The organism is Actinoplanes sp. TFC3 (assembly GCF_001553785.1).
In the GTDB taxonomy this organism is placed as follows: domain Bacteria; phylum Actinomycetota; class Actinomycetes; order Mycobacteriales; family Micromonosporaceae; genus Actinoplanes.
On the sequence record NZ_LOJP01000001.1, the window covers coordinates 2380729 to 2398203 of the forward strand.

The window sequence follows — 17475 nt, forward strand, 5'->3', positions numbered from 1 at the left end:
AGAAGGCGTGTGGCGGCCGTGTTCACCCGCAACGCGGACTGGTATCACCTCACCGAGCTCGTGGTCTGTGCCGACGGCGCTGTCGATGCCGGTGGCGGGCCGGCCGACCTCGACGGCCTGCGAGCCGACCTGGAGAGCGGCCGGGTGGTGACCCGGCTGGAGGACGGCATCTGGGCCTCGGTGCACGAGGTGGGCTCGTGGCGGATCAGTGATCCGGTGGGTGGGCGACATGGACCACAAGGACTTCCCGCTGCGGGTACGTCGACGCCGATCCGGGCTACTGGGTGGTGGGCGGCGAACGGAACTCCAACTGGATCGGCCGGCTGCTCGAGGTGATCCGCTCGGAGCCGGCCGCGGCCCGGATGCGCTGATCCCCCCAGCCCAGGTCGGCTCTCCGGGGTGCCGGTGCGGTGGCCATAGGAGATCGCTTCGTCGCGCCCGGTCAGCAGAGAAGGTGGGTGTGCATTTGCGGTCGCCTTTGTTTAGAGGGTAATCGAATGATTCTTCGACCTTCGTATCATCAGATGAGCGACTGGTTTTATCGACATTCGTGAGTATGCTGACCTGCGGGATCCCGTAATTCCACCAAGGATCAACCGTGGGGAGCCGCGTGAAGTCCTCTATTTTCCCTGCCCGCCAGTCGGCCGCCTTTGCCATGGTCGCGGCCCTGGGCGTCGCACTTACCCCGCAGGTCGCCACCGCCGCACCAACCAGCGACCCGACACTGCCCGGGGCCCGTCAGCAGGCCTCGCGAATGCCGTTCTTCGACGCCCGCCGCGACAGCACCGCGGCCGGGCGCACCACCCGAGGTCTCGCCCCGGCCTCGGAGGCCGTCTCCCAGTTGCAGGAGTCGCTGGGGGTGCAGGGCATCGTCGACATCGATCCGGCCACCCGCACCGCCCGCCGGGTCGCCCGGCTCGACGGTTTCCTGACCGGTCCCAGCCGCAAGCCGGCCAAGACGATCGCGCTGGCCTACATCACCGCCCACCCCGAGGTGTTCGGGCTCAGCCCCGCGCAGGTCGCCGCGCTGCGCCTGCGCCAGGACTACGTCGACATCGAAGGCTCGCACCACCTGAGCTTCCAGCAGGTCGTTGACGGGGTCGTCGTCTTCGGCAACGGTGTCCGCGCCGACGTCACCAAGGATGGCCGGCTCATCCAGGTCACCGGTTCACCGGTGGCAGCCCCGCCCAGTGGGCTGGGGGCGGCGAAGCTATCCGCCGCGCAGGCCCGTGACGCCGCGGTCCGCGACACGCGTGGCTCCTCCAGGACCACCGTCGCCAAGGCCGCGAAGAGTGCCGATCAGGCGACCTCGTTCGCCTCGGGTGACCAGGCCAAACTGGTGGCCTTCGCGACGCCCGGCGGGATGCGGCTGGCCTGGCAGACGTACACCCTTGACGAGGGTTATCTGCACGTGCTGGACGCCGCCACGGGTCGCGTGCTCTACCGCCAGGACCTGCGCGTCTCCGACAACGCACCCTCCACCCTGGCCTGGTCGAACTACCCGGGCGCGCCCAGGGGCGGCAAGCAGCAGGTCCGCTCGCTCAAGGGCTGGATCGCCAAGGACGCCACCACGCTGTCCGGCACCTCGTCGCACGTCTACCTCGACATCAACGACAACGACGAGGCTGACGCGGGTGAAGAGGTGGCGCCGAACGCTCCCGGTGACTGGCGTTTCCCCTTCAAGGACTTCACTGCCCAAGTCGGAGCCCCCTGTACGCCCACGGCCCAGTGCTCCTGGGACCCGTCGGTGGCCTACTCGTGGCAGGACAACGCGAAGCAGAACGCCGCGCAGCTGTTCTGGTACACCCACAACTTCCATGACCACCTCAAGGCCGGCCCGATCGGCTTCAACCGGGCGGCGGGCAGCTACGACACCGCCGATGGGGACCCGATCGAGGTGAACGCGATCGACGGCGCCAACACCGCCGACGGTTTCCCGGACCCGTTCCACACCGACAATGCCAACATGCTGCCCACCCCGGACGGCATCCCCGGGCGCATGCAGATGTACCTGTTCAAGGACCCGTCGTGGCCCGAGGACCCGTTCCTGGCCGGCAACTCCGGTGACGAGGCGGACGTCGTCTACCACGAGTACACCCACGGCATGTCCAACCGCCTGGTCATCGACGCCGACGGCAACTCCGCGCTCACCGGCATCCAGGGCTACTCGATGGGTGAGGCGTGGAGCGACTGGTACGCCTTCGACTACCTGACCGCGCAGGGCCTGCAGAAGGACACCAGGGCCTCCGGTGAGGTGCTGGTCGGGCGCTATGTCGGCGTGGGTCAGAACCTGATCCGTACGCAGCCGCTCGACTGTGCCGTGGGCGCCGCTGCCACGGTGTGCCCGGGCAGCGGCACGGCCGGATCGGGCGGGTACACGTACGGCGACTTCGGCAAGATCCTTGGTTTCCCCGAGCCGCACGCCGACGGTGAGATCTGGGGCGAGACGCTGTGGGATCTGCGCAGCGCGCTCGGCTCGAAGGTGTCCGAGTCGCTGGTGACCCGGGGGATGGAGCTCTCGCCGGGCAACCCGTCGTTCCTGGACATGCGCAACTCGATCCTGATGGCCGACAAGGTCGTCTACGGCGGCTCGCACCAGAAGAAGATCTGGAAGACCTTCGCCGCGCGCGGCATGGGCTTCTTCGCCGCCGCGACCGACGGCGACGACACCACGACGATCGAGGACTTCTCGGTGCCGCCGGCCTCGAACGGGCCGCGCGCCTCGGTGACCGGCACGATCACCGACGCCGACTCGCACGGGCCGCTGGCCGGGGCCACTGTCACGTTCCCCGGTCACGATTCCGGGTTCGGCGGCTCGTACACCGCGGTTGCCGACAGCGCCGGGCACTACAACATCAAGAACGTGCTGCCGGGGACGTACCCGGAGGTGACGGTGTCCAAGCCGGGCTATGAGCAGGCCATCCGCGACCTGCCGGTGCGCCGCGGCACCAACCGGGTGGACTGGGCGCTGCGCCGCGACTGGGCCAGCACCGCCGGTGGCAGCAGCGTCGTGGACGCCAACGGCGACGACTACAGCCCGATCGGCTGCGGACCCGCTGCGGCCCTGGACACGCTGCAGAGCACCGGATGGAGCACGGATGCCGTGCCCGCCGGCGCCGGCATCGACCCGCGCTACATCGTGGTGCAGCTGCCGGCCGCTGTGAACGTCTCGGCCATCGCGGTGAACCCGACCGGTACGTGCGGCGACGACCCCACCTCGTCGGCCGGTGACTACCGTGTCGAGACGTCGGTGGACGGCACCACCTGGACGGTGGCGTCGCAGGGTCACTTCGGCGTGGCCAACCGGGACAAGATGAACGAGCTCACCCTGACCCCGGGCAGCACCGCCGGGGTGCGCTACCTGCGGTACACGATCCTTGGCACCCAGGTGGCTGACGAGGGCGTGAGCTGCCCGGGCAACTACAGCGGTTGCTACTACGTCGACACGGTCGAGGTCGGCGTGTACGGCAGCGCCGGCTGAGAACCGGCACGAACAGGGGCCGGGCCTGCGGGTCCGGTCCCTGTTCGCGTGGTCAGCGCCGGGCGGTCAAGTGGGCGGCCGCGGCGATGGTGGCGGCGTACTGCACCCCGACCAGGCGCCGGATCTCGATCGGCTCCAGCTCGGCGTTCGCCGCGTCCTGCTCCAGCCACTGCGCGTACCGCTGCTCGACGTCCTTGAGCGCGGCCCGCACCGGCTCCCGGACGTTGCCGACCGCTGCCTCACCCTGCAGCGCCCGCAACAGGATGCCGCCGTAGCGCAGCCGCCACTCATGCACGTGCGACTCCAGCGACGTAGCTTCCGCAACGGTGGCCGGGCGGTCCGACTCGGGCTTGGCCGCGCGCACCCGCCGGCCCTCGGCGGCGTCACGCACCAGCCGGGCGAAGAAGCGCCCGGCTCGCCAGTACGGTGACTGCGGGGCCAGCAGCTTGCCTTCCACCGCGGCCACCGAGTCGTTGAGCAGCGTGGCGAGCCCGGCCAGGCCGTCGGCGTTGGCGGCCAGCGCCGACGCGTACGTGACCCCGGCCGCACTGGTGTCCGAAGCGCGCGGGTCGAGCCAGTAGGGCAGCTCGCTGACCAGCATCAACGCGCCCCAGCGGTCGGCGTACCAGGTGGTGCTGCCCCCGCCCTCGATCCACGGTTCACCGTCGGCGATCGTGCGTTCGTACACCTTCTCCAAAGGTGTTGCCTCATAGATCGCCTCGTCGAGCAGGGTGAGCCCGGCGGCCTCGGGTTCACCGCGGTCCAGCGGGATGCCCAGGTGCTGCGGGATCTGCTTGAGAATGGGGTGCAGCTCGGGCTCGGAGCGGTTGAGCCAGTAGTAGGCCCCGCCCAGCTCGCTGTTGTGCAGCGAGGCCACCAGCGCCGGACGGTGCTCGTCGATCAGCCGCATCAGCGCCTGCGTCTCGGGCATCGGCTCGTCGAAGTAGGCATCCCCATGGTTGATCGGGAAGTTCCACTCCACCTGGTCACGCCCGGCCGGGCGGTAGAAGTGCCGGGCGTAGTGCGCGCGGGTGAACGGGCCGCGCAGCCAGCCCTCGTTGAGCCGCAGCCCGTCCGGGTCGGCGCAGTCGACGATGCGCCAGCGGTGCCCGAGGCGCTCGCGCAGCCCGGCGTCGGCGCACAGCCGCTCGGCCAGGTGCAGCGCGGTGAGCCCGCCGATCGGCTCGTTGGGGTGCGGCAGGCCGAACGCCAGCGCCTCGGGCACCTCGCCGCGGCGCTCGCCGGGGCGGCGGTCCACGGTCAGGCACAACAGCGGGTCACCCTGCTGCGACGAGCCGCACCGGCGCAGCGTGGCGATGTCGGGGTAGCGCGCGGCGATGTCCCGCAGCCCGGCATGCAGCTCGTCCACCCCGGCGAAATGGTCGTACGACGGCACGGTGTCCAGCTCGTCGAGCAACCATGACGGCAGAGCGGTGGCGATGCTGGTGTCGGTCATGCCGCAATCTTGCGCAACCACCCCCGGCGCGGCCAAATGGGTCCAGCCCGTCTCAACGGGCGGAGCGCCACCGGGCTGACCCCGAAGCGCCCGTGCTGCCCAGGTCCAGCCCGCCGCGGGGGACCTCGAGGTAGGTGGCGTTGGCCGGGGTTCGTCCACGTCGGTGCAGGTGTGGCGCCCCCGGCCTTGATGGTGGCTGACCGAATCCAGTTGCGGCCGGCGGCGTCCGGGCGGCAGGCTGCCGGGCATGGAACCGCCCGTGACGATCGATGCCGGCCCTGTCGTGCTCAAGCGCTGGGAGCCACAGTGGGCGCAGCAGGGCGCCGACGCCGTCCGCGAGTCGCTGCCCGAGCTGCAGCCCTACCTGCCGTGGGCCACCGACGACTACAGCGCCGAGCACATGGGCTCGTTCATCCAGATGTCGGTGGACAACTGGGCCAAGGGCGAGCAGTTCAACTACGCCCTGCTCGACCGCTCGGACGCCCTGGCCGGCGGCATCGGCCTGATGACCCGGATGGGACCCGGCACCCTGGAGATCGGCTACTGGATGCGGACGTCGTGCGCCGGGCGCGGCTGGATGACCGCGGCCGTGCGGGCGCTCGCCGACGTGGCGGTCACCTTGCCGGGCATCGACCGGCTGACCATCCGCCACCACCGCGCAAACCTGGCTTCGGCCGCTGTCGCGATCAAGGCGGGCTTCGCGGTCGGGCCGGGCGGCGACGAGAACGACGTCATCCGCGAGCGTCGCGCCTGAGCAGGTGCTCCGAGGGCTCGTCCTTGAGGTACATGTACCAGTACGACGAGGCGACGAACACCACCGCTCCGACGAGGTTGCCAAGGAACGCGAACAGCCAGTTGCGCAGCGTGTCATCCCAGCCGATGCCGGGGACGCCGGCGAAGATCGCGGCCGGCAGGAAGAACATGTTGGCCACGACGTGGTCGAAGCCCATCGCGACGAACGCCATGATGGGGAAGAAGATGCCGAGGATCTTGCCCGAGACCGAGTCGGCGGCCATCGCGATCCACACCGCCAGGCACACCAGCCAGTTGCAGCCGACCGCGCGCAGGAAGATCTGCCAGTCGTTCTCGTGCACGCCCTTGCTCAGGGCGATGGACGCGAGGCGCTCGTAGGTCATCGCTCCGCTGGTGCCCGCGTCGCTGCCGACGTGGCCGATGACCCCGGTCTGCACGGCGAGGAAGTAGGCCACGAACAGCGCGCCGAGCACGTTGCCGATCAGCACCAGCGAGAAGTTCCTGAGCACGTCACCCAGCGAGAGCCGCCCGCGCATGGCGCTGATCGGCACCAGCAGCATGTTGCCGGTCAGCAGGTGCGAGCCGGCGATCAGCACGAGCACCAGCCCGAGGGTGAAGGTGGCCCCGGTGAACAGCGTGGGCAACCCGCCCCAGACCTTCGGGTCGAGCCCGGCGGACACCGTGATGGCGACCAGACCGCCGAAGGCGATGTACGCCCCGGCTAGAAACGATCCCACCAGCACCTTGTCCCACCGCAGATCGGCCTTGTTGGTACCGATCTCCACGGCGGTCCGGGCGATCTCGGGCGGCTCTTTGGTGGCCATGACGCCTCCTGTGCGCTGGGCGGCAGGGAGCCGCCTCACCTGCAGCCGCGCATACCCGTCATATCGGACTCCAATCCGGCCGTTTTTGGTCATCGCCGCCCGCCGCGCCCCATCTACCGGCTGACCACTGACGGAATCGCCCTGGCCAAGGCGCGCGTGGCCGCCCGCACCGCCGCCGGAGCCCCGCGATCGGCAGCGGGCAGGCGGTGCACCGCGGGCGGGCTCGCCTGAGAAACTCCGGGCTTTACCCGGCCTCCTACCGTGGAGCCCATGGCTACCCATTTCACCGGCGATGACCGCTTCCGGATGGCGTACGCCTTCGCCCACGGCCTGGCCGAGGACGAGGTCGGCAGCGAGCACCTGCTGGCCGGGCTGGTGAGCGCGGTGCCGGCGATCGAGCGGTTGTTCGACGCCTTCGACCTCACCACCACCGTGCTGCACGCGGTGATCCGCGACCGCAAGGACCGGTGGGAGGGACCGGACGGGCTGGGACCGGCGGGGGGGGGGGGGATCGACGATGGCGGCAAGCCGGCGCCGTTCAGCGGGGCAGCGAAGACGGCGCTGGAGCGGTGTGCGCCGGTCGCGTCCTCGGAAGTTGTGCTGCTGGCGATCCTGGCCGATGAGCATTCACATGCGGTAACCGTGCTGCGCGACTGCGGTGTGGTCCTCGATGACCTCCGCGAGCCGCTGCGCACCGCACGGCAGCCGGAACGCGTGGATCCGGCGGCGCCGGACCTGCGGACCACCCGGGACATGCTGATCGGGCGGCAACGCTATCGCGGGCGCGGCCTGCGCAACCTGGTCCTGTCGTTCATCGTGCGGGTACGGATCAACTACGCGGCGACCCCGGTGCTGTGGGCGTCGCTGGAGGCCGGCGAGATCGCCAAGCGCCGCGGTGCCGCCCCGCGCACCGATGACCTGCTGATCGCGCTGCTGGCGACGTACGAGGTGGCGATGGCCTACCCGCATCTGACCCGCAGCGTCCCCGGCCAGTACGCCGGCAGCCGCGCCCTGGCCGCCACCGGGCTCGATCACCGCCGGCTCCGGCAGGCCGCTGCCACCCACGATCTCGGCACCGACGCCGTGGCGCCCAAGCAGTTGTTCAAACCGGGCGACACGTGGCCGCGCGACACCGCGGAGATGCTGCGCCGGCTGCTCACCCACCCCGGCAACCGGTCCGTGCGGCTGCTCGACATCCTCGGCGTCAATGCCGGAGAGCTAGCCCGCTGAGCCGCGTGTCCGCTGGGCGAGGACGACGCAGGTGAGGACGACCAGCATGATGGCGATCGAGGTGGCGGACACCGTTTCCCCGAGCAGCAGCGCCGACCAGATCAGCGTCAGCACCGGCTGGGCGAGCTGGACCTGTCCGACGGTGGCGATCCCGCCGCGGGCCAGGCCGGCGTACCAGGCGAAGAAGCCGAGGAACATGGAGACCACGGTGAGGTAGCCGAACGCCGACCAGGCGGCCGGGCCGGCGTGCGGGGGAGCAGCCAGGATCATGAGCGCGGTGATCGGCGCGGTGACGGGCAACGACACCAGCAGGGCCCAGCAGATCGTACGAGCCCCGCCCAGCTCCCGCGCCAGCGCGCCGCCCTCGGCGTAACCGAGCCCGCACAGCACCACAGCGGCCAGCAGGAACAGGTCGGAGCCGGTCAGCGCCCCGCGCACCGCCCCGGTGAACACCAGGAAGGCCAGCACCGCCGCCACCCCGCCTGTGCGGGCAACCCAGAACCTCAGTGGTGGCCGTTCCCCGGCGCGCAGCACCGCGAACACCGCCGTCATGGCCGGTAGGACGGTGACCACCACGGCACCGTGAGCCGAGGTCTGCGTGTTCAACGCCAGCGACGTGAACAGCGGGAAGCCCACCACTACGCCGAGGGCCACGATCACCAGCCGCCGCCATTGCGCACGGGTTGGCCGTGGTCCACCGCTGATCGCCAGGTACGCCCACGCCAGCAGCCCGGCGCCGACGGCTCGCCCGAACGCCACGAACCAGGGATTCAGGTCGTGTACGGCTATCCGCGTGGCCGGGAGCGACATGCTGAACGCCAGCACGCCCACCCCGCCGAGGGCGAGGCCGGCCGTTATCGTCCGGGGGCCAGTAGCGCTACTCTGTGCTGTCATGAATGACGGTAACGCAGCCGGACGTGTTATCCAAGATCTTCGCGCGCAGGCGGCTGCGGCCCCACCCGGCACCCGCCTGCCGTCGGTGCGCGAGCTCACCGCCCGGCACCAGGCGTCCCCGGTGACAGTGGCCGAGGCGATCCGGCGGCTGGTGGCCCAGGGCGTCGTCGAGACCCGGCCGGGTGCCGGCACGTTCGTCAGCGCCCGACCCGATCAGCGGCCGGCTCCGGATCTGTCCTGGCAGACCGTCGCGCTCGGTGCCCGCCCGGCTGGCGAGCTGGAACTGCAGGCATTGCTGGCCACCCCGGCGGCGGGCGCGATCCCGCTCACCGGCGGCTACCTCGAACCCGGGCTCCAGCCGTCCGCCGCCCTCGGGGCTGCGCTGGCCCGCGCCGCCCGCCAGCCCGCAACGTGGCACCGGGGGCCTGTGGAGGGCCGGGCGGATCTGCGCGCCTGGTTCGCCCGCGAAGCCGGGGGCAGGCTGCGAGCCGACGACATGGTCATCTGCCCCGGTGGCCAAGCCGCGCTGTCCTCAGCTCTGCGGGCCTTGACCAGCCCCGGCGACACCTTGCTGGTGGAATCACCGACCTACCTCGGTGCGCTCGCGGCGGCCCGCGCGGCCGGGCTGCAGGTGGTGCCGGTGCCCGCCGACGGCGACGGAGTGCGGCCGGATCACCTGGCGGCCGCGTTTGCTCGTACCGGTGCGCGGTTGTTCTACTGCCAGCCGTTGTTCGCCAACCCGCACGGGGCAACGCTGCCGGGCGAGCGCCGGGAGGAGGTTGCTGTGGTCGTACGGGATGCGGGGGCCTTCATGCTGGAAGACGACTATGCCCGGGACCTGGCGATCGATGGTGATGCGCCGGCTCCGCTGGCGGCCGAGGACCCCGACGGGCACGTGATCTATCTGCGCTCGCTGACCAAATCCGCGGCGCCGGGGCTGCGGATAGCGGCCATCGGTGCCCGCGGCCCGGCCGGTGAGCGCCTGCGAACCGCGCGCCTGCTCGACGACCTGTACGTCTCCGGCCCGCTGCAGCAGGCCGCAGTGGAGTTTGTTACCGCGCCGGCCTGGCAGCGGCATCGGCGGGCGCTGCGGACTGCTCTGCGGGATCGGCGGGCGGCGTTGCTCACCGCGCTGCACCGCCATCTGCCGCAGGTCTCGATGGACATTCCGCGGGGCGGGCTGCATCTGTGGGCGCGGCTGCCCGAGGGCACTGACGATGTGGCGCTGGCGGGAGCCGCGGCGGCTGAGGGAGTGGTCGTTTTCCCCGGGCGACCCTGGTACGCCGCCGAGCCACCGGCACCGCATCTGCGCCTGACCTACGCCGCCGCACCACCGGAGCTGATGGACGAGGCCGTGCGGCGTCTGGCCCGAGCCTTCCCCTGATCCATCGACGGTCTTACCATTCAGGGCGTGGGCCGCCCGACCATCTATGACGTGGCACGCGAGGCGGGAGTCGCCGCTTCGACGGTGTCGCGGGCCTATGCGCGGCCGGGCCGGGTGCACGCGGACACCGCCCAGCGCATCTTCGCGGCGGCGCAGCGGCTCGGCTACCGCTCGGTGGTCGGCCCGCAACGCCCCGGCGGGGTGCCGCAGCACGCGATCGCCCTGGTGATAGCCGACGTCACCAACCCGTTCTACGGCGACATCATCAAGGGCGCGTACGAAGCCGCCCGCGAGGCCGGATACCAGCTGATCCTGTCGCACACCAACGAATCGCCCACCGTGGAACGCGAGGCCATCGAACACGAGCTGGCCCAGGTGGACGGCGTGGTGATCGCGAGCTCCCGGATGAGCGACTCGGGCCTGCGCATGGTGGCCAAGCAGAAAGCGGTAGTCCTGCTCAACCGCAGCCTGCCCGAGGCCAGTTGCGTGCTCAACGACGCCGAGCGGGGCATCCGGCAGGCGGCGCAGCACCTGGCCACGCTCGGGCACCATCGCATCATCTACGTGGCCGGGCCCGAGGCGAGCTGGTCCGACGGGGTGCGCTGGCGGGCCCTGCGGCAGGTGGCGGCCGACCTGCGGCTGGAGGCGCGCCGGATCGGCCCGTACGAGCCCACCGTGCTGGCCGGGCGCAGCGCTGCCCTGCGCGTTGCCGAGCTCGGTCCCACCGCGGTGCAGGCCTACAACGACCAGCTCGCCATCGGGGTGATGAAAGGTCTGCGCCAGCTCGGCATCGGCATCCCGGAACAGGTGAGCGTCGTCGGGTTCGACAACATCATGGTTGACGAGCTGGTCGAGCCGGCGCTGACCACGATCGCCTCGCCGTTGTACCGCATGGGTTTCACCGGTGTGCGCAACTGCATCGCGGTGGCCCAGGGGGCCCGTCCCAGCGGCCGTCCCCTGGTGCTGCCGGTGCGGCTGGTGGTGCGTCAGTCCACCACCCGCCGCTCGCCCAGAGTCCGCTGCGCCCAGGAGAACGACATGCGGTGCGATTCGCGTTTCGATGCCACGCTCGGCTCGTCCACCTCGATCATGAAATCGCCGTCGTAGTCCGGCGGGATCGCGGCGAGCACGGCGTCGAAGTCGACAACACCCAGCTCCGGTTCCGCCCACAGCCGCTTGGTCGCGGTGCTCTGCTGGTAGGTCAGACCCGGCCGGTCGAGCAGATCGGCGAAGCAGTCCTTGAGGTGGATGCCGCCGAGCCGGTCGGCGTAGCGGCCGATGAACCCGCCCGGCTCGATCCCGGCCCAGCGCAGATGCCCGGTGTCCGGCCCGAACCCGATCACGCCGGGGCCCAGCGCGTCGAGAAGCCGGGTGATCTCGTGCTCGGTTTCGAAGACTCCGCCGACGTGTGAGTGATGCAGCGGGCGCAGTCCCTCTGTGGACAGCACGCGGCACACCTCGCCGCACATGTCGATGGCCCGGTCCAGTCGCCCGGCGTCGAATCCGGCGCCGATCGCCGGTGCGGCCAGGCGGTGCGGCAATGCCATGGAGGAGACCATCGTACGATCAAGGCCCAGCTCACCTTGAACGCCCGCGAACCGCTTGGCCCGCTCCACCTCGGCACCCAGCTCCACCGTCTCGTCGAACGGCGAGCTGAACAGGCTCAGCGCTGGGCGCAACCCGTACCCGCCGATCCATTCGCGATACTGCGCGGCGCTCATGTCCTCGGGCACGTCCGCCTTCACCGCCGCGAAGCCGATGTCCTGGAAGTCGCGGAACGCCTCCTCGAACACCGCCCGCGTCTTGCCGGCCGTGGCCCAGTACGGAATCGGGTTCGCCGCGATCCGGCTCATGACAGCGTCACCGGCCGTCCCGTGCGCGCCGACTCGTAGGCCCCGGTAATGACGCCGACCGACTGCCTGTTGGTTTCCAGGTCCACCCGCAGCTTCTCGGTGCCGGCCAATGCCCCCAGAAAGTTGAGGTACTGTCGCCGATGCGCGTCGGACAGTTGCCCCGGATTGCTGCTCGCCGTGGCGTCACTGGCCTGGGCAACGCTGCGGGTGCCGCCCATCAGCATCTCCTGCGGGTCAGCGCCGGCCGGGGTGGTGTGCAGGAACGCCAGCTCGTCGTTGTCGATGACCGCCGAGCCGCGATCGCCGTGCACCTGCAGCCGGGCGCTCAGACCCGGGTACGCCGAGGTGGTCGCGTGCAGCACTCCCAGCGCCCCGGAAACAAAGCGCACCACCGCGGCAGCCACGTCCTCGACCTCGATCCGTTGGTGCGCCAGCGTTGCGGTGTAGGCGAACACCTCCACCGGCCGGCCGAGCGCGGCGACCAGCAGGTCAACGGTGTGCACCCCTTGATTCATCAACGCCCCGCCGCCGTCGAGCTCCCACGTACCACGCCAGTCACCGGAGTCGTAGTAGCTCTGCCCGCGCCACCAGTCGATCGCCGCGATGCCCGAGGTCAACCGGCCCAGCTCGCCGCGCTCGATGGCCGCCAGCACCCGTTCGGTAGCCGGATCGAAGCGGTGCTGCGAGATCACCGTGACAAGGGTTCCGGCTTGGCGTTGCGCCACGATCATCTCATCGGTACGGCCAACGCTGACCTCCGCCGGCTTCTCCACGATCACGTGCTTGCCGGCCGCGAGGGCTTCGATGCTCACCTGCCCGTGCCGCCCGGTCGGGGTGCACACCACCACAACGTCGACGTTTTCGGCGCGCAGGGCTTCGGTCAGCGACGGGTACGCCCGCCCGCCTCGCTCCGCGGCCAGCCGCTCGGCGCGTTCGATCTCGGGGTCGGCGACCGCGACCAGGTGCAGCCGGTCGCGCAGCTGGCTCAGGACCAGCCCGTGGTGGCGGCCGATGACCCCGGCTCCGACCAGAGCGACGGTAGGAAGGCTCACGCGTACTCGATCCCCTCGGTTTTCAGCAGGTCGGTGAACGCCCGCCAAGCGGTGCGGAACAACTCGGGTCCGGAGAAGCCGCCGGTGGTGTGCCCGAGCGCCAAGTGGGGTTCGAGGGAGAAGAAGCCGTCGAACCCGTCGTGGCGCAACGCCCGCACGGTGGCGGCGACCTCGGCGTCTCCCTGCCCGGCCGGAACCACCGTGCCGGTGCCTGCCAGCGCATCCTTGATCTGGATGTATTCGATGTGCGGGCGTAGCATCGCGTAGCCGTCGGTGTAGGGCCGCACGCCGACCTGCACGAAGTTCGCCGGGTCCCAGGCCAGCCGCAGATAGGGCGAACCCACCGAGCGGATCAGGTCGAGGCAGCGGGCGGGCACGTCGCCGTAGATGTCCTTCTCGTTCTCGTGCACCAGGATCAGGTCGGCGTCCTCGGCCACCCGGACCAGGGCGCGCATCCGGTCGATCACCTCGTCGCGATGCGCGGCCGGGTCGGTGCCGGGGCGCCGGAAGAACGAGAAGATCCTGATGTACGGGGCTTCGAGCCGGTGCGCCACCTCGGCGGCGTGCTTCATCCGCTCGAGATGCGGGGCGAACGCGTCGCCGATGAAGATCTTGCCGATGGGGGAGCCGATGCTGGAAACCTTGAGGCCGTACGAGAAAAGGGTTTTCTGCATGGTGGTCAGCTGGGCGGGGGACAGGTCGAGGATGTTGACGTCCCAGGCGCTGCGCACCTCGACGTGGGTCAGCCCGAGGCTGACGGCGACCTCGCACTGCTCGTTGAGATCGGGGGAGATCTCGTCGGCAAACCCGGACAGAGTCCACATCGCGGCGCCTCTCAGTGCTCTCGGTGAATCGCGTTGACCAGGTACAGGCAGCGCATCGCCTCGCTCAAGCCGGCGGCGAACGGCTCGGCAGCGGCCACCGCGCGGTAGAAGCCGGCGATGAGCAGCTCGTGCGAGACCGCGACCCGCGTCATTTGACGCCCCCGGCGGTCAGGCCGCCGACCAGGTAGCGCTGGAAGAGCAGGTACAGCAGGACGACCGGGGCTGCGCAGATCAGCGCGGCGGCCATCATCTGCGAGTACACCGGCAGAGCGCCACCCTCTTGCGCGGTCCCGAAAACCTGCAGGGCGACGGCGGCGGTGCGGGTTTCGGGGCGGGTCAGCACCGAGGCGAACAACACGTCGTTCCAGCCGAGCAGGAAGGCGAAGATCCCGGCGACCACGATGGCTGGCAGGCTGAGCGGGATCACGATGCGCCACAAGATGACCGTTGTGCTCGCGCCCTCGGTGCGCGCTGCTTCCTCCAGTTCGCGAGGCAGGCTGCGCAGATAGGTGACCATCACCCAGGTGGAGAACGGCAATGCAAACGTCAGATAGGCGAGGAAAAGGCCCCAGCGGGTGCCGATGACGGTCAGTCCGAGATAGGTGCCGGCCGAGGAGAACAGCACGAACACCGGCAACAACATCAGCGTGCCGGGGATGCTTTGCAACCCGACGAGCCCGCGCAGAATGCTTACCCGGCCCAGGAACGAGAAGCGGACGAGGACGTACGCCGAACTGGTGCCCAGCAGCGCCGAGGCCATCGCGGTGACGCCGCAGACGATCAGGCTGTTGACGATGCCGGTGGACAGCTCGGCCGTCGTCCAGATCCGGGTGTAGCTGTCCAGCGTCAGGGTGCCCGGCCAGAACTCGCCGGAGGCCACCCCGACGTCGCTGTTCAGCGAGGCCAGCACGATGTAGAGGACCGGGGTCAGCACCAGCGCACACAGCAGCACGGTCACGATGACCAGCAGCGGGCGGGGGAGCAGCCGCGTGACGTCGGCCTTCATCGGCGCGCCTCCTGCTCGTGGACGTCGAGGCGGACCGCGCGCAGGTAGACGAACAGCGGGATCGCGATGATGATCATCGACACCACGGCCATGGCGGCGCTGAGCCCGAAGCGCAGGCTCTGGAAGCTGGTGACGTAGACCAGCATCGGCATCACGGTGACGTCTTCGGGCGCCGGCGCGCCGAACAGCACGAACGGCAGCGTGAAGTTGTTGATGTGGTTGAGCGTGGCGAGCAGGCACGCCAGCAGCACCGGGCCGCGCAGGTACGGCAGCACCACCCGGGTCAGCTTGGGCCACCAGGTCGCGCCGTCCACCGCCGACGCCTCGTACACCTCCGATTCCACCGACTGCAACGCGGCCAGCGCCATCAGGTAGATGAACGGCCACGCCGCCCACACCTCCACCAGCACCAGCGCCCAGTACGACCGGGGCCCGCTGAGCCACAGCCCGCCGAGCCCGCCCAGCCAGGCGTTGACCACGCCGTCGGGCTGCAACATGGTGCGCCACACCGTTGCGACGACGAAGGACGGCAGGACGTACGGGATGAGAAAGATCGCCCGCACCACAGCCCGGCCGCGGTAGGCGTTCTGGGTCACCAGCGCCGCGGCGACGCCGATCGGCACCGTGATCGCCGTCGCCAGCACCGCGAACGACACGCTCACCCAGATGGAGTGCAGCAGCGCCGTGTCCAACGATTCGGCATAGTTGCCCAGCCCGAGGAACGGCGCCTCGACCCAGCGCCGCAGCGTGTACTGGTCCAGGTCGATCAGCGAGATCCACACGGCCAGCCCAAGCGGTACGGCGACCACGACCACCAGCAGCACCCCACCCGGGGCGAGCAACCACAGCGGGCGCTGCCGCCGGGTCACCCCGCGCCGGTGCGGCTCAGCCACCGCCTGCTGCTGCGGTCGCCGCTGCAGGATCGTCATCACTTGACCCGGTCAAGCGCGGACTGCGCGGACTTCTGCGCGTCCGCCAACCGGCCATCGATCTGCGCGCCGGTGATCGAGCCCTTCGCCAGCTCGGGGATGGACTGCACGACGGCGTTGGTGAGCGCCAGTTGCACGTCGGCCCACGCACCCGAGAACGGGGTCGCCTTCGACTTCAGTTGCGCCTCGACAACCACCTTGAGGTTCGGGTCGGACTGCAAGCTCTGCGCCGCAGCCGCGTTCGAGGGCAGCTGACCGAGCTGGCGGTAGATCTCCAGCTGGGCCGGCTGGTCGGTGATCAGCTTGACGAACTGGAACGCCAGCTCCTTGGCCTTGGAATAGCCGGCGATCAACAGGTTGTCGCCGGACAGGATGCTGGCCGCCTCGACCCCGTTCGCCGGGCGGGCCGCGGCACCCGGCGGCACCGTGGGCAGCAGCGCGAACCGCCATTTACCCTTGACCGCCCCGGCGTCCAGCGCCTTGGCCGCCAACGCCGAGGTGAGCGCCATGTACCCGGTCCTGCCCTCGGCGAACGCGGCGATCGCCTGCGAGTTGGTCCAGCCCACCGCCGCCGGGTCAACCACCTTGTCCGTGGTCAGCCAGCCGAAGTAGGTCTCGTACGCCTTGCGTACCACCGGATCCTGCAGCCGTGCGGTCCTGCCGTCGACGATCGGGTTGCCCGCCTGCACCGACATGCCCCAGATGAACTTCCACGGGTCGTAGTTGTCCTTGTACGCCACCGCGAGCCCATGCTGGTCGCCGTTCGTCAGCTTCTTGGCCTGCTCGGTGAGCTCGTCCCAGGTGGTCGCCGGGTGCTGGATCCCGGCCGCGGACAGCAGCTCGGTGTTGTAGGCCATCACGAACGGCCGGCCCACCCATGGAATGCCGATCCGGTGCTGCTCGTCGGGCCCGGAGATGCCCAGCGTCGACGCGATGAACTTGTCCTTGCCGCCGATCTTCTGCCACTCCTGGTCGCCGAGCGTCACAAACGCCTTCGTCGCGTAGGCGGTGGGCGTGAACGTGGTGCCGACCGCGTACACATCCGGGCCACTGCCCGCCACCACCGAGGTCTGAATCTTGGTCAGCTCGTCGTTCGCCGACGCGAAGGTCTCCCACTTGACCTGCGCGCCGGTCTGGGCCTTGAACTGCTCGGCGATCGACTTCTGCCAGGCCTGCTGCTCCTGCGGATACTGCGTGTTGGCCCCGATGAGCACGTTCAGCGTCTTACCCGACCCGCCGCTGCCGCCGTCCCCGCCGCCGCACGCCGCCACCGCGGCCACCAGGCCCGTCACCACGGCCAGCGCCAGCGCCAGCCGCATCCGTCCGGAACGCATGAGGACCCCTTCCGCTGCCCAGTGACGCGCATCAATGCTTAGAAATGGTTGTCCTGGGTGCGGCGGCACGCAACGAGTTGCCATTTGTTGCCGCGCGGGAGAAACGGTTACTGCAGCCGGGTGTTCACCTTCGCGGCCACGCGCGCCAGCACCTCCTGCGGGTCGAAGCCCAGGCTGGCCGCCGCAACCAGGGCGCTGAACGCGACGTCACCGAGTTCGTCGGCCACGTCCTGCGGCGTGTGGGTGACGCCCTTGCGGGGGTTCTGCCCAGTCACCCCGACCCACGCGGCGGCTGCCTCACCGGCTTCCTCGACGATTTTGAGGATGCGCAGCGTCTGTTCCTGGGCCGAGCAGCCGTTCTGCTCGTCCAGCCAGCGCCGGGCGAGTGCCACGGCCGTCCACATGTCATCGCCCATGGCAGTCATTGTGCGGGCGGGGCAGGGCCGGTGACGCGC

16 protein-coding genes and 1 pseudogene are annotated in these 17475 nt (G+C 70.2%); 6 read left to right on the forward strand and 11 right to left on the reverse strand.

Features of this window, described 5'->3' with window-relative positions; translation table 11 throughout:
* Window positions 1–9: 9 nt before the first annotated feature.
* Both TFC3_RS36925 and TFC3_RS10945 read left to right on the forward strand, forming a co-directional pair.
* Window positions 10–336, forward strand: a complete 327-nt coding sequence (locus TFC3_RS36925; RefSeq protein WP_153040179.1) for a hypothetical protein — start codon at window positions 10–12, stop codon at window positions 334–336.
* Window positions 337–598: 262 nt separating this feature from the next.
* Window positions 599–3481, forward strand: a complete 2883-nt coding sequence (locus tag TFC3_RS10945) for a M36 family metallopeptidase (protein ID WP_236718071.1) — start codon at window positions 599–601, stop codon at window positions 3479–3481.
* Between the two features lie 52 nt (window positions 3482–3533).
* Here the strand turns inward: TFC3_RS10945 and TFC3_RS10950 are convergent, their stop codons facing one another.
* Complete coding sequence (locus TFC3_RS10950; RefSeq protein ID WP_067498891.1) at window positions 3534–4937, reverse strand: M14 family zinc carboxypeptidase; 1404 nt, start codon at window positions 4935–4937, stop codon at window positions 3534–3536.
* A gap of 259 nt (window positions 4938–5196) precedes the next feature.
* Here TFC3_RS10950 and TFC3_RS10955 point away from each other — a divergent pair, with 259 nt between their 5' ends.
* Window positions 5197–5691, forward strand: a complete 495-nt coding sequence (locus tag TFC3_RS10955; RefSeq protein WP_236718072.1) for a GNAT family N-acetyltransferase — start codon at window positions 5197–5199, stop codon at window positions 5689–5691.
* On the opposite strand, the gene TFC3_RS10960 is transcribed toward TFC3_RS10955, so the two are convergent.
* On the reverse strand, window positions 5669–6514 hold the full coding sequence (locus TFC3_RS10960) for a formate/nitrite transporter family protein (protein ID WP_067498894.1): 846 nt from the start codon (window positions 6512–6514) through the stop codon (window positions 5669–5671). The two genes, TFC3_RS10955 and TFC3_RS10960, sit on opposite strands and share 23 nt — an antisense overlap.
* A 270-nt stretch (window positions 6515–6784) precedes the next feature.
* On the opposite strand from TFC3_RS10960, the gene TFC3_RS10965 reads away from it, so the two are divergent.
* Window positions 6785–7744, forward strand: coding sequence for a Clp protease N-terminal domain-containing protein (locus TFC3_RS10965; RefSeq protein ID WP_067498896.1), 960 nt, complete (start codon window positions 6785–6787; stop codon window positions 7742–7744).
* Here TFC3_RS10965 and TFC3_RS10970 read toward each other — a convergent pair.
* On the reverse strand, window positions 7733–8638 hold the full coding sequence (locus TFC3_RS10970) for a DMT family transporter (RefSeq protein WP_067498897.1): 906 nt from the start codon (window positions 8636–8638) through the stop codon (window positions 7733–7735). The two genes, TFC3_RS10965 and TFC3_RS10970, sit on opposite strands and share 12 nt — an antisense overlap.
* On the opposite strand from TFC3_RS10970, the gene TFC3_RS10975 reads away from it, so the two are divergent.
* The gene (locus TFC3_RS10975) at window positions 8637–10022 is read left to right on the forward strand and encodes a PLP-dependent aminotransferase family protein (RefSeq protein WP_067498901.1); all 1386 of its coding nucleotides are present in this window, start codon (window positions 8637–8639) and stop codon (window positions 10020–10022) included. The genes TFC3_RS10970 and TFC3_RS10975 overlap by 2 nt on opposite strands.
* Window positions 10023–10049: 27 nt before the next feature.
* Window positions 10050–11129 (forward strand): LacI family DNA-binding transcriptional regulator, encoded by a 1080-nt coding sequence (locus TFC3_RS10980; RefSeq protein WP_082771969.1) that lies wholly within the window; start codon window positions 10050–10052, stop codon window positions 11127–11129.
* Window positions 11130–11140: 11 nt separating this feature from the next.
* Here the strand turns inward: TFC3_RS10980 and TFC3_RS39220 are convergent.
* From TFC3_RS39220 to TFC3_RS11010, 8 genes and pseudogenes are all read right to left on the reverse strand, one after another.
* Window positions 11141–11875 (reverse strand): annotated as a pseudogene (locus TFC3_RS39220) (sugar phosphate isomerase/epimerase family protein); the annotation flags it as partial.
* Window positions 11872–12927 (reverse strand): Gfo/Idh/MocA family protein, encoded by a 1056-nt coding sequence (locus TFC3_RS10985; RefSeq protein ID WP_067498903.1) that lies wholly within the window; start codon window positions 12925–12927, stop codon window positions 11872–11874. The pseudogene TFC3_RS39220 and the gene TFC3_RS10985, both read right to left, overlap by 4 nt.
* Window positions 12924–13751 (reverse strand): sugar phosphate isomerase/epimerase, encoded by an 828-nt coding sequence (locus TFC3_RS10990; RefSeq protein WP_067498905.1) that lies wholly within the window; start codon window positions 13749–13751, stop codon window positions 12924–12926. The genes TFC3_RS10985 and TFC3_RS10990 overlap by 4 nt, the downstream gene beginning before the upstream one ends.
* 11 nt (window positions 13752–13762) lie before the next feature.
* Entirely contained in the window at window positions 13763–13903 is a 141-nt protein-coding gene (locus tag TFC3_RS37900) for a hypothetical protein (RefSeq protein WP_161952570.1), read from the reverse strand.
* Window positions 13900–14757 (reverse strand): carbohydrate ABC transporter permease, encoded by an 858-nt coding sequence (locus TFC3_RS10995; protein ID WP_067498906.1) that lies wholly within the window; start codon window positions 14755–14757, stop codon window positions 13900–13902. The genes TFC3_RS37900 and TFC3_RS10995 overlap by 4 nt, the downstream gene beginning before the upstream one ends.
* Window positions 14754–15686 carry a carbohydrate ABC transporter permease gene (locus TFC3_RS11000; RefSeq protein ID WP_067498908.1) on the reverse strand — a complete coding sequence of 311 codons (933 nt, stop codon included), beginning with the start codon at window positions 15684–15686 and terminating at the stop codon, window positions 14754–14756. The genes TFC3_RS10995 and TFC3_RS11000 overlap by 4 nt, the downstream gene beginning before the upstream one ends.
* A complete protein-coding gene (locus tag TFC3_RS11005; RefSeq protein ID WP_153040181.1) occupies window positions 15686–17020 on the reverse strand; it encodes an ABC transporter substrate-binding protein in 1335 nt (444 codons plus the stop codon). The genes TFC3_RS11000 and TFC3_RS11005 overlap by 1 nt, the downstream gene beginning before the upstream one ends.
* A 107-nt stretch (window positions 17021–17127) precedes the next feature.
* Entirely contained in the window at window positions 17128–17436 is a 309-nt protein-coding gene (locus TFC3_RS11010) for a MazG nucleotide pyrophosphohydrolase domain-containing protein (RefSeq protein WP_067498912.1), read from the reverse strand.
* Between the last annotated feature and the right edge of the window lie 39 nt (window positions 17437–17475).

What these genes read in the sequence shown, in the direction of transcription:
- TFC3_RS11005 (WP_153040181.1), bottom strand. Translation starts at nt 17,020, where the DNA reads ATGCGTTCCGGACGGATGCGGCTGGCGCTGGCGCTGGCCGTGGTGACG.
- TFC3_RS10975 (WP_067498901.1), top strand. Translation starts at nt 8,637, where the DNA reads ATGAATGACGGTAACGCAGCCGGACGTGTTATCCAAGATCTTCGCGCG.
- TFC3_RS37900 (WP_161952570.1), bottom strand. Translation starts at nt 13,903, where the DNA reads ATGACGCGGGTCGCGGTCTCGCACGAGCTGCTCATCGCCGGCTTCTAC.
- TFC3_RS11010 (WP_067498912.1), bottom strand. Translation starts at nt 17,436, where the DNA reads ATGGGCGATGACATGTGGACGGCCGTGGCACTCGCCCGGCGCTGGCTG.
- TFC3_RS10995 (WP_067498906.1), bottom strand. Translation starts at nt 14,757, where the DNA reads ATGAAGGCCGACGTCACGCGGCTGCTCCCCCGCCCGCTGCTGGTCATC.
- TFC3_RS10950 (WP_067498891.1), bottom strand. Translation starts at nt 4,937, where the DNA reads ATGACCGACACCAGCATCGCCACCGCTCTGCCGTCATGGTTGCTCGAC.
- TFC3_RS11000 (WP_067498908.1), bottom strand. Translation starts at nt 15,686, where the DNA reads ATGACGATCCTGCAGCGGCGACCGCAGCAGCAGGCGGTGGCTGAGCCG.
- TFC3_RS10965 (WP_067498896.1), top strand. Translation starts at nt 6,785, where the DNA reads ATGGCTACCCATTTCACCGGCGATGACCGCTTCCGGATGGCGTACGCC.
- TFC3_RS10960 (WP_067498894.1), bottom strand. Translation starts at nt 6,514, where the DNA reads ATGGCCACCAAAGAGCCGCCCGAGATCGCCCGGACCGCCGTGGAGATC.
- TFC3_RS10970 (WP_067498897.1), bottom strand. Translation starts at nt 8,638, where the DNA reads ATGACAGCACAGAGTAGCGCTACTGGCCCCCGGACGATAACGGCCGGC.
- TFC3_RS10990 (WP_067498905.1), bottom strand. Translation starts at nt 13,751, where the DNA reads ATGTGGACTCTGTCCGGGTTTGCCGACGAGATCTCCCCCGATCTCAAC.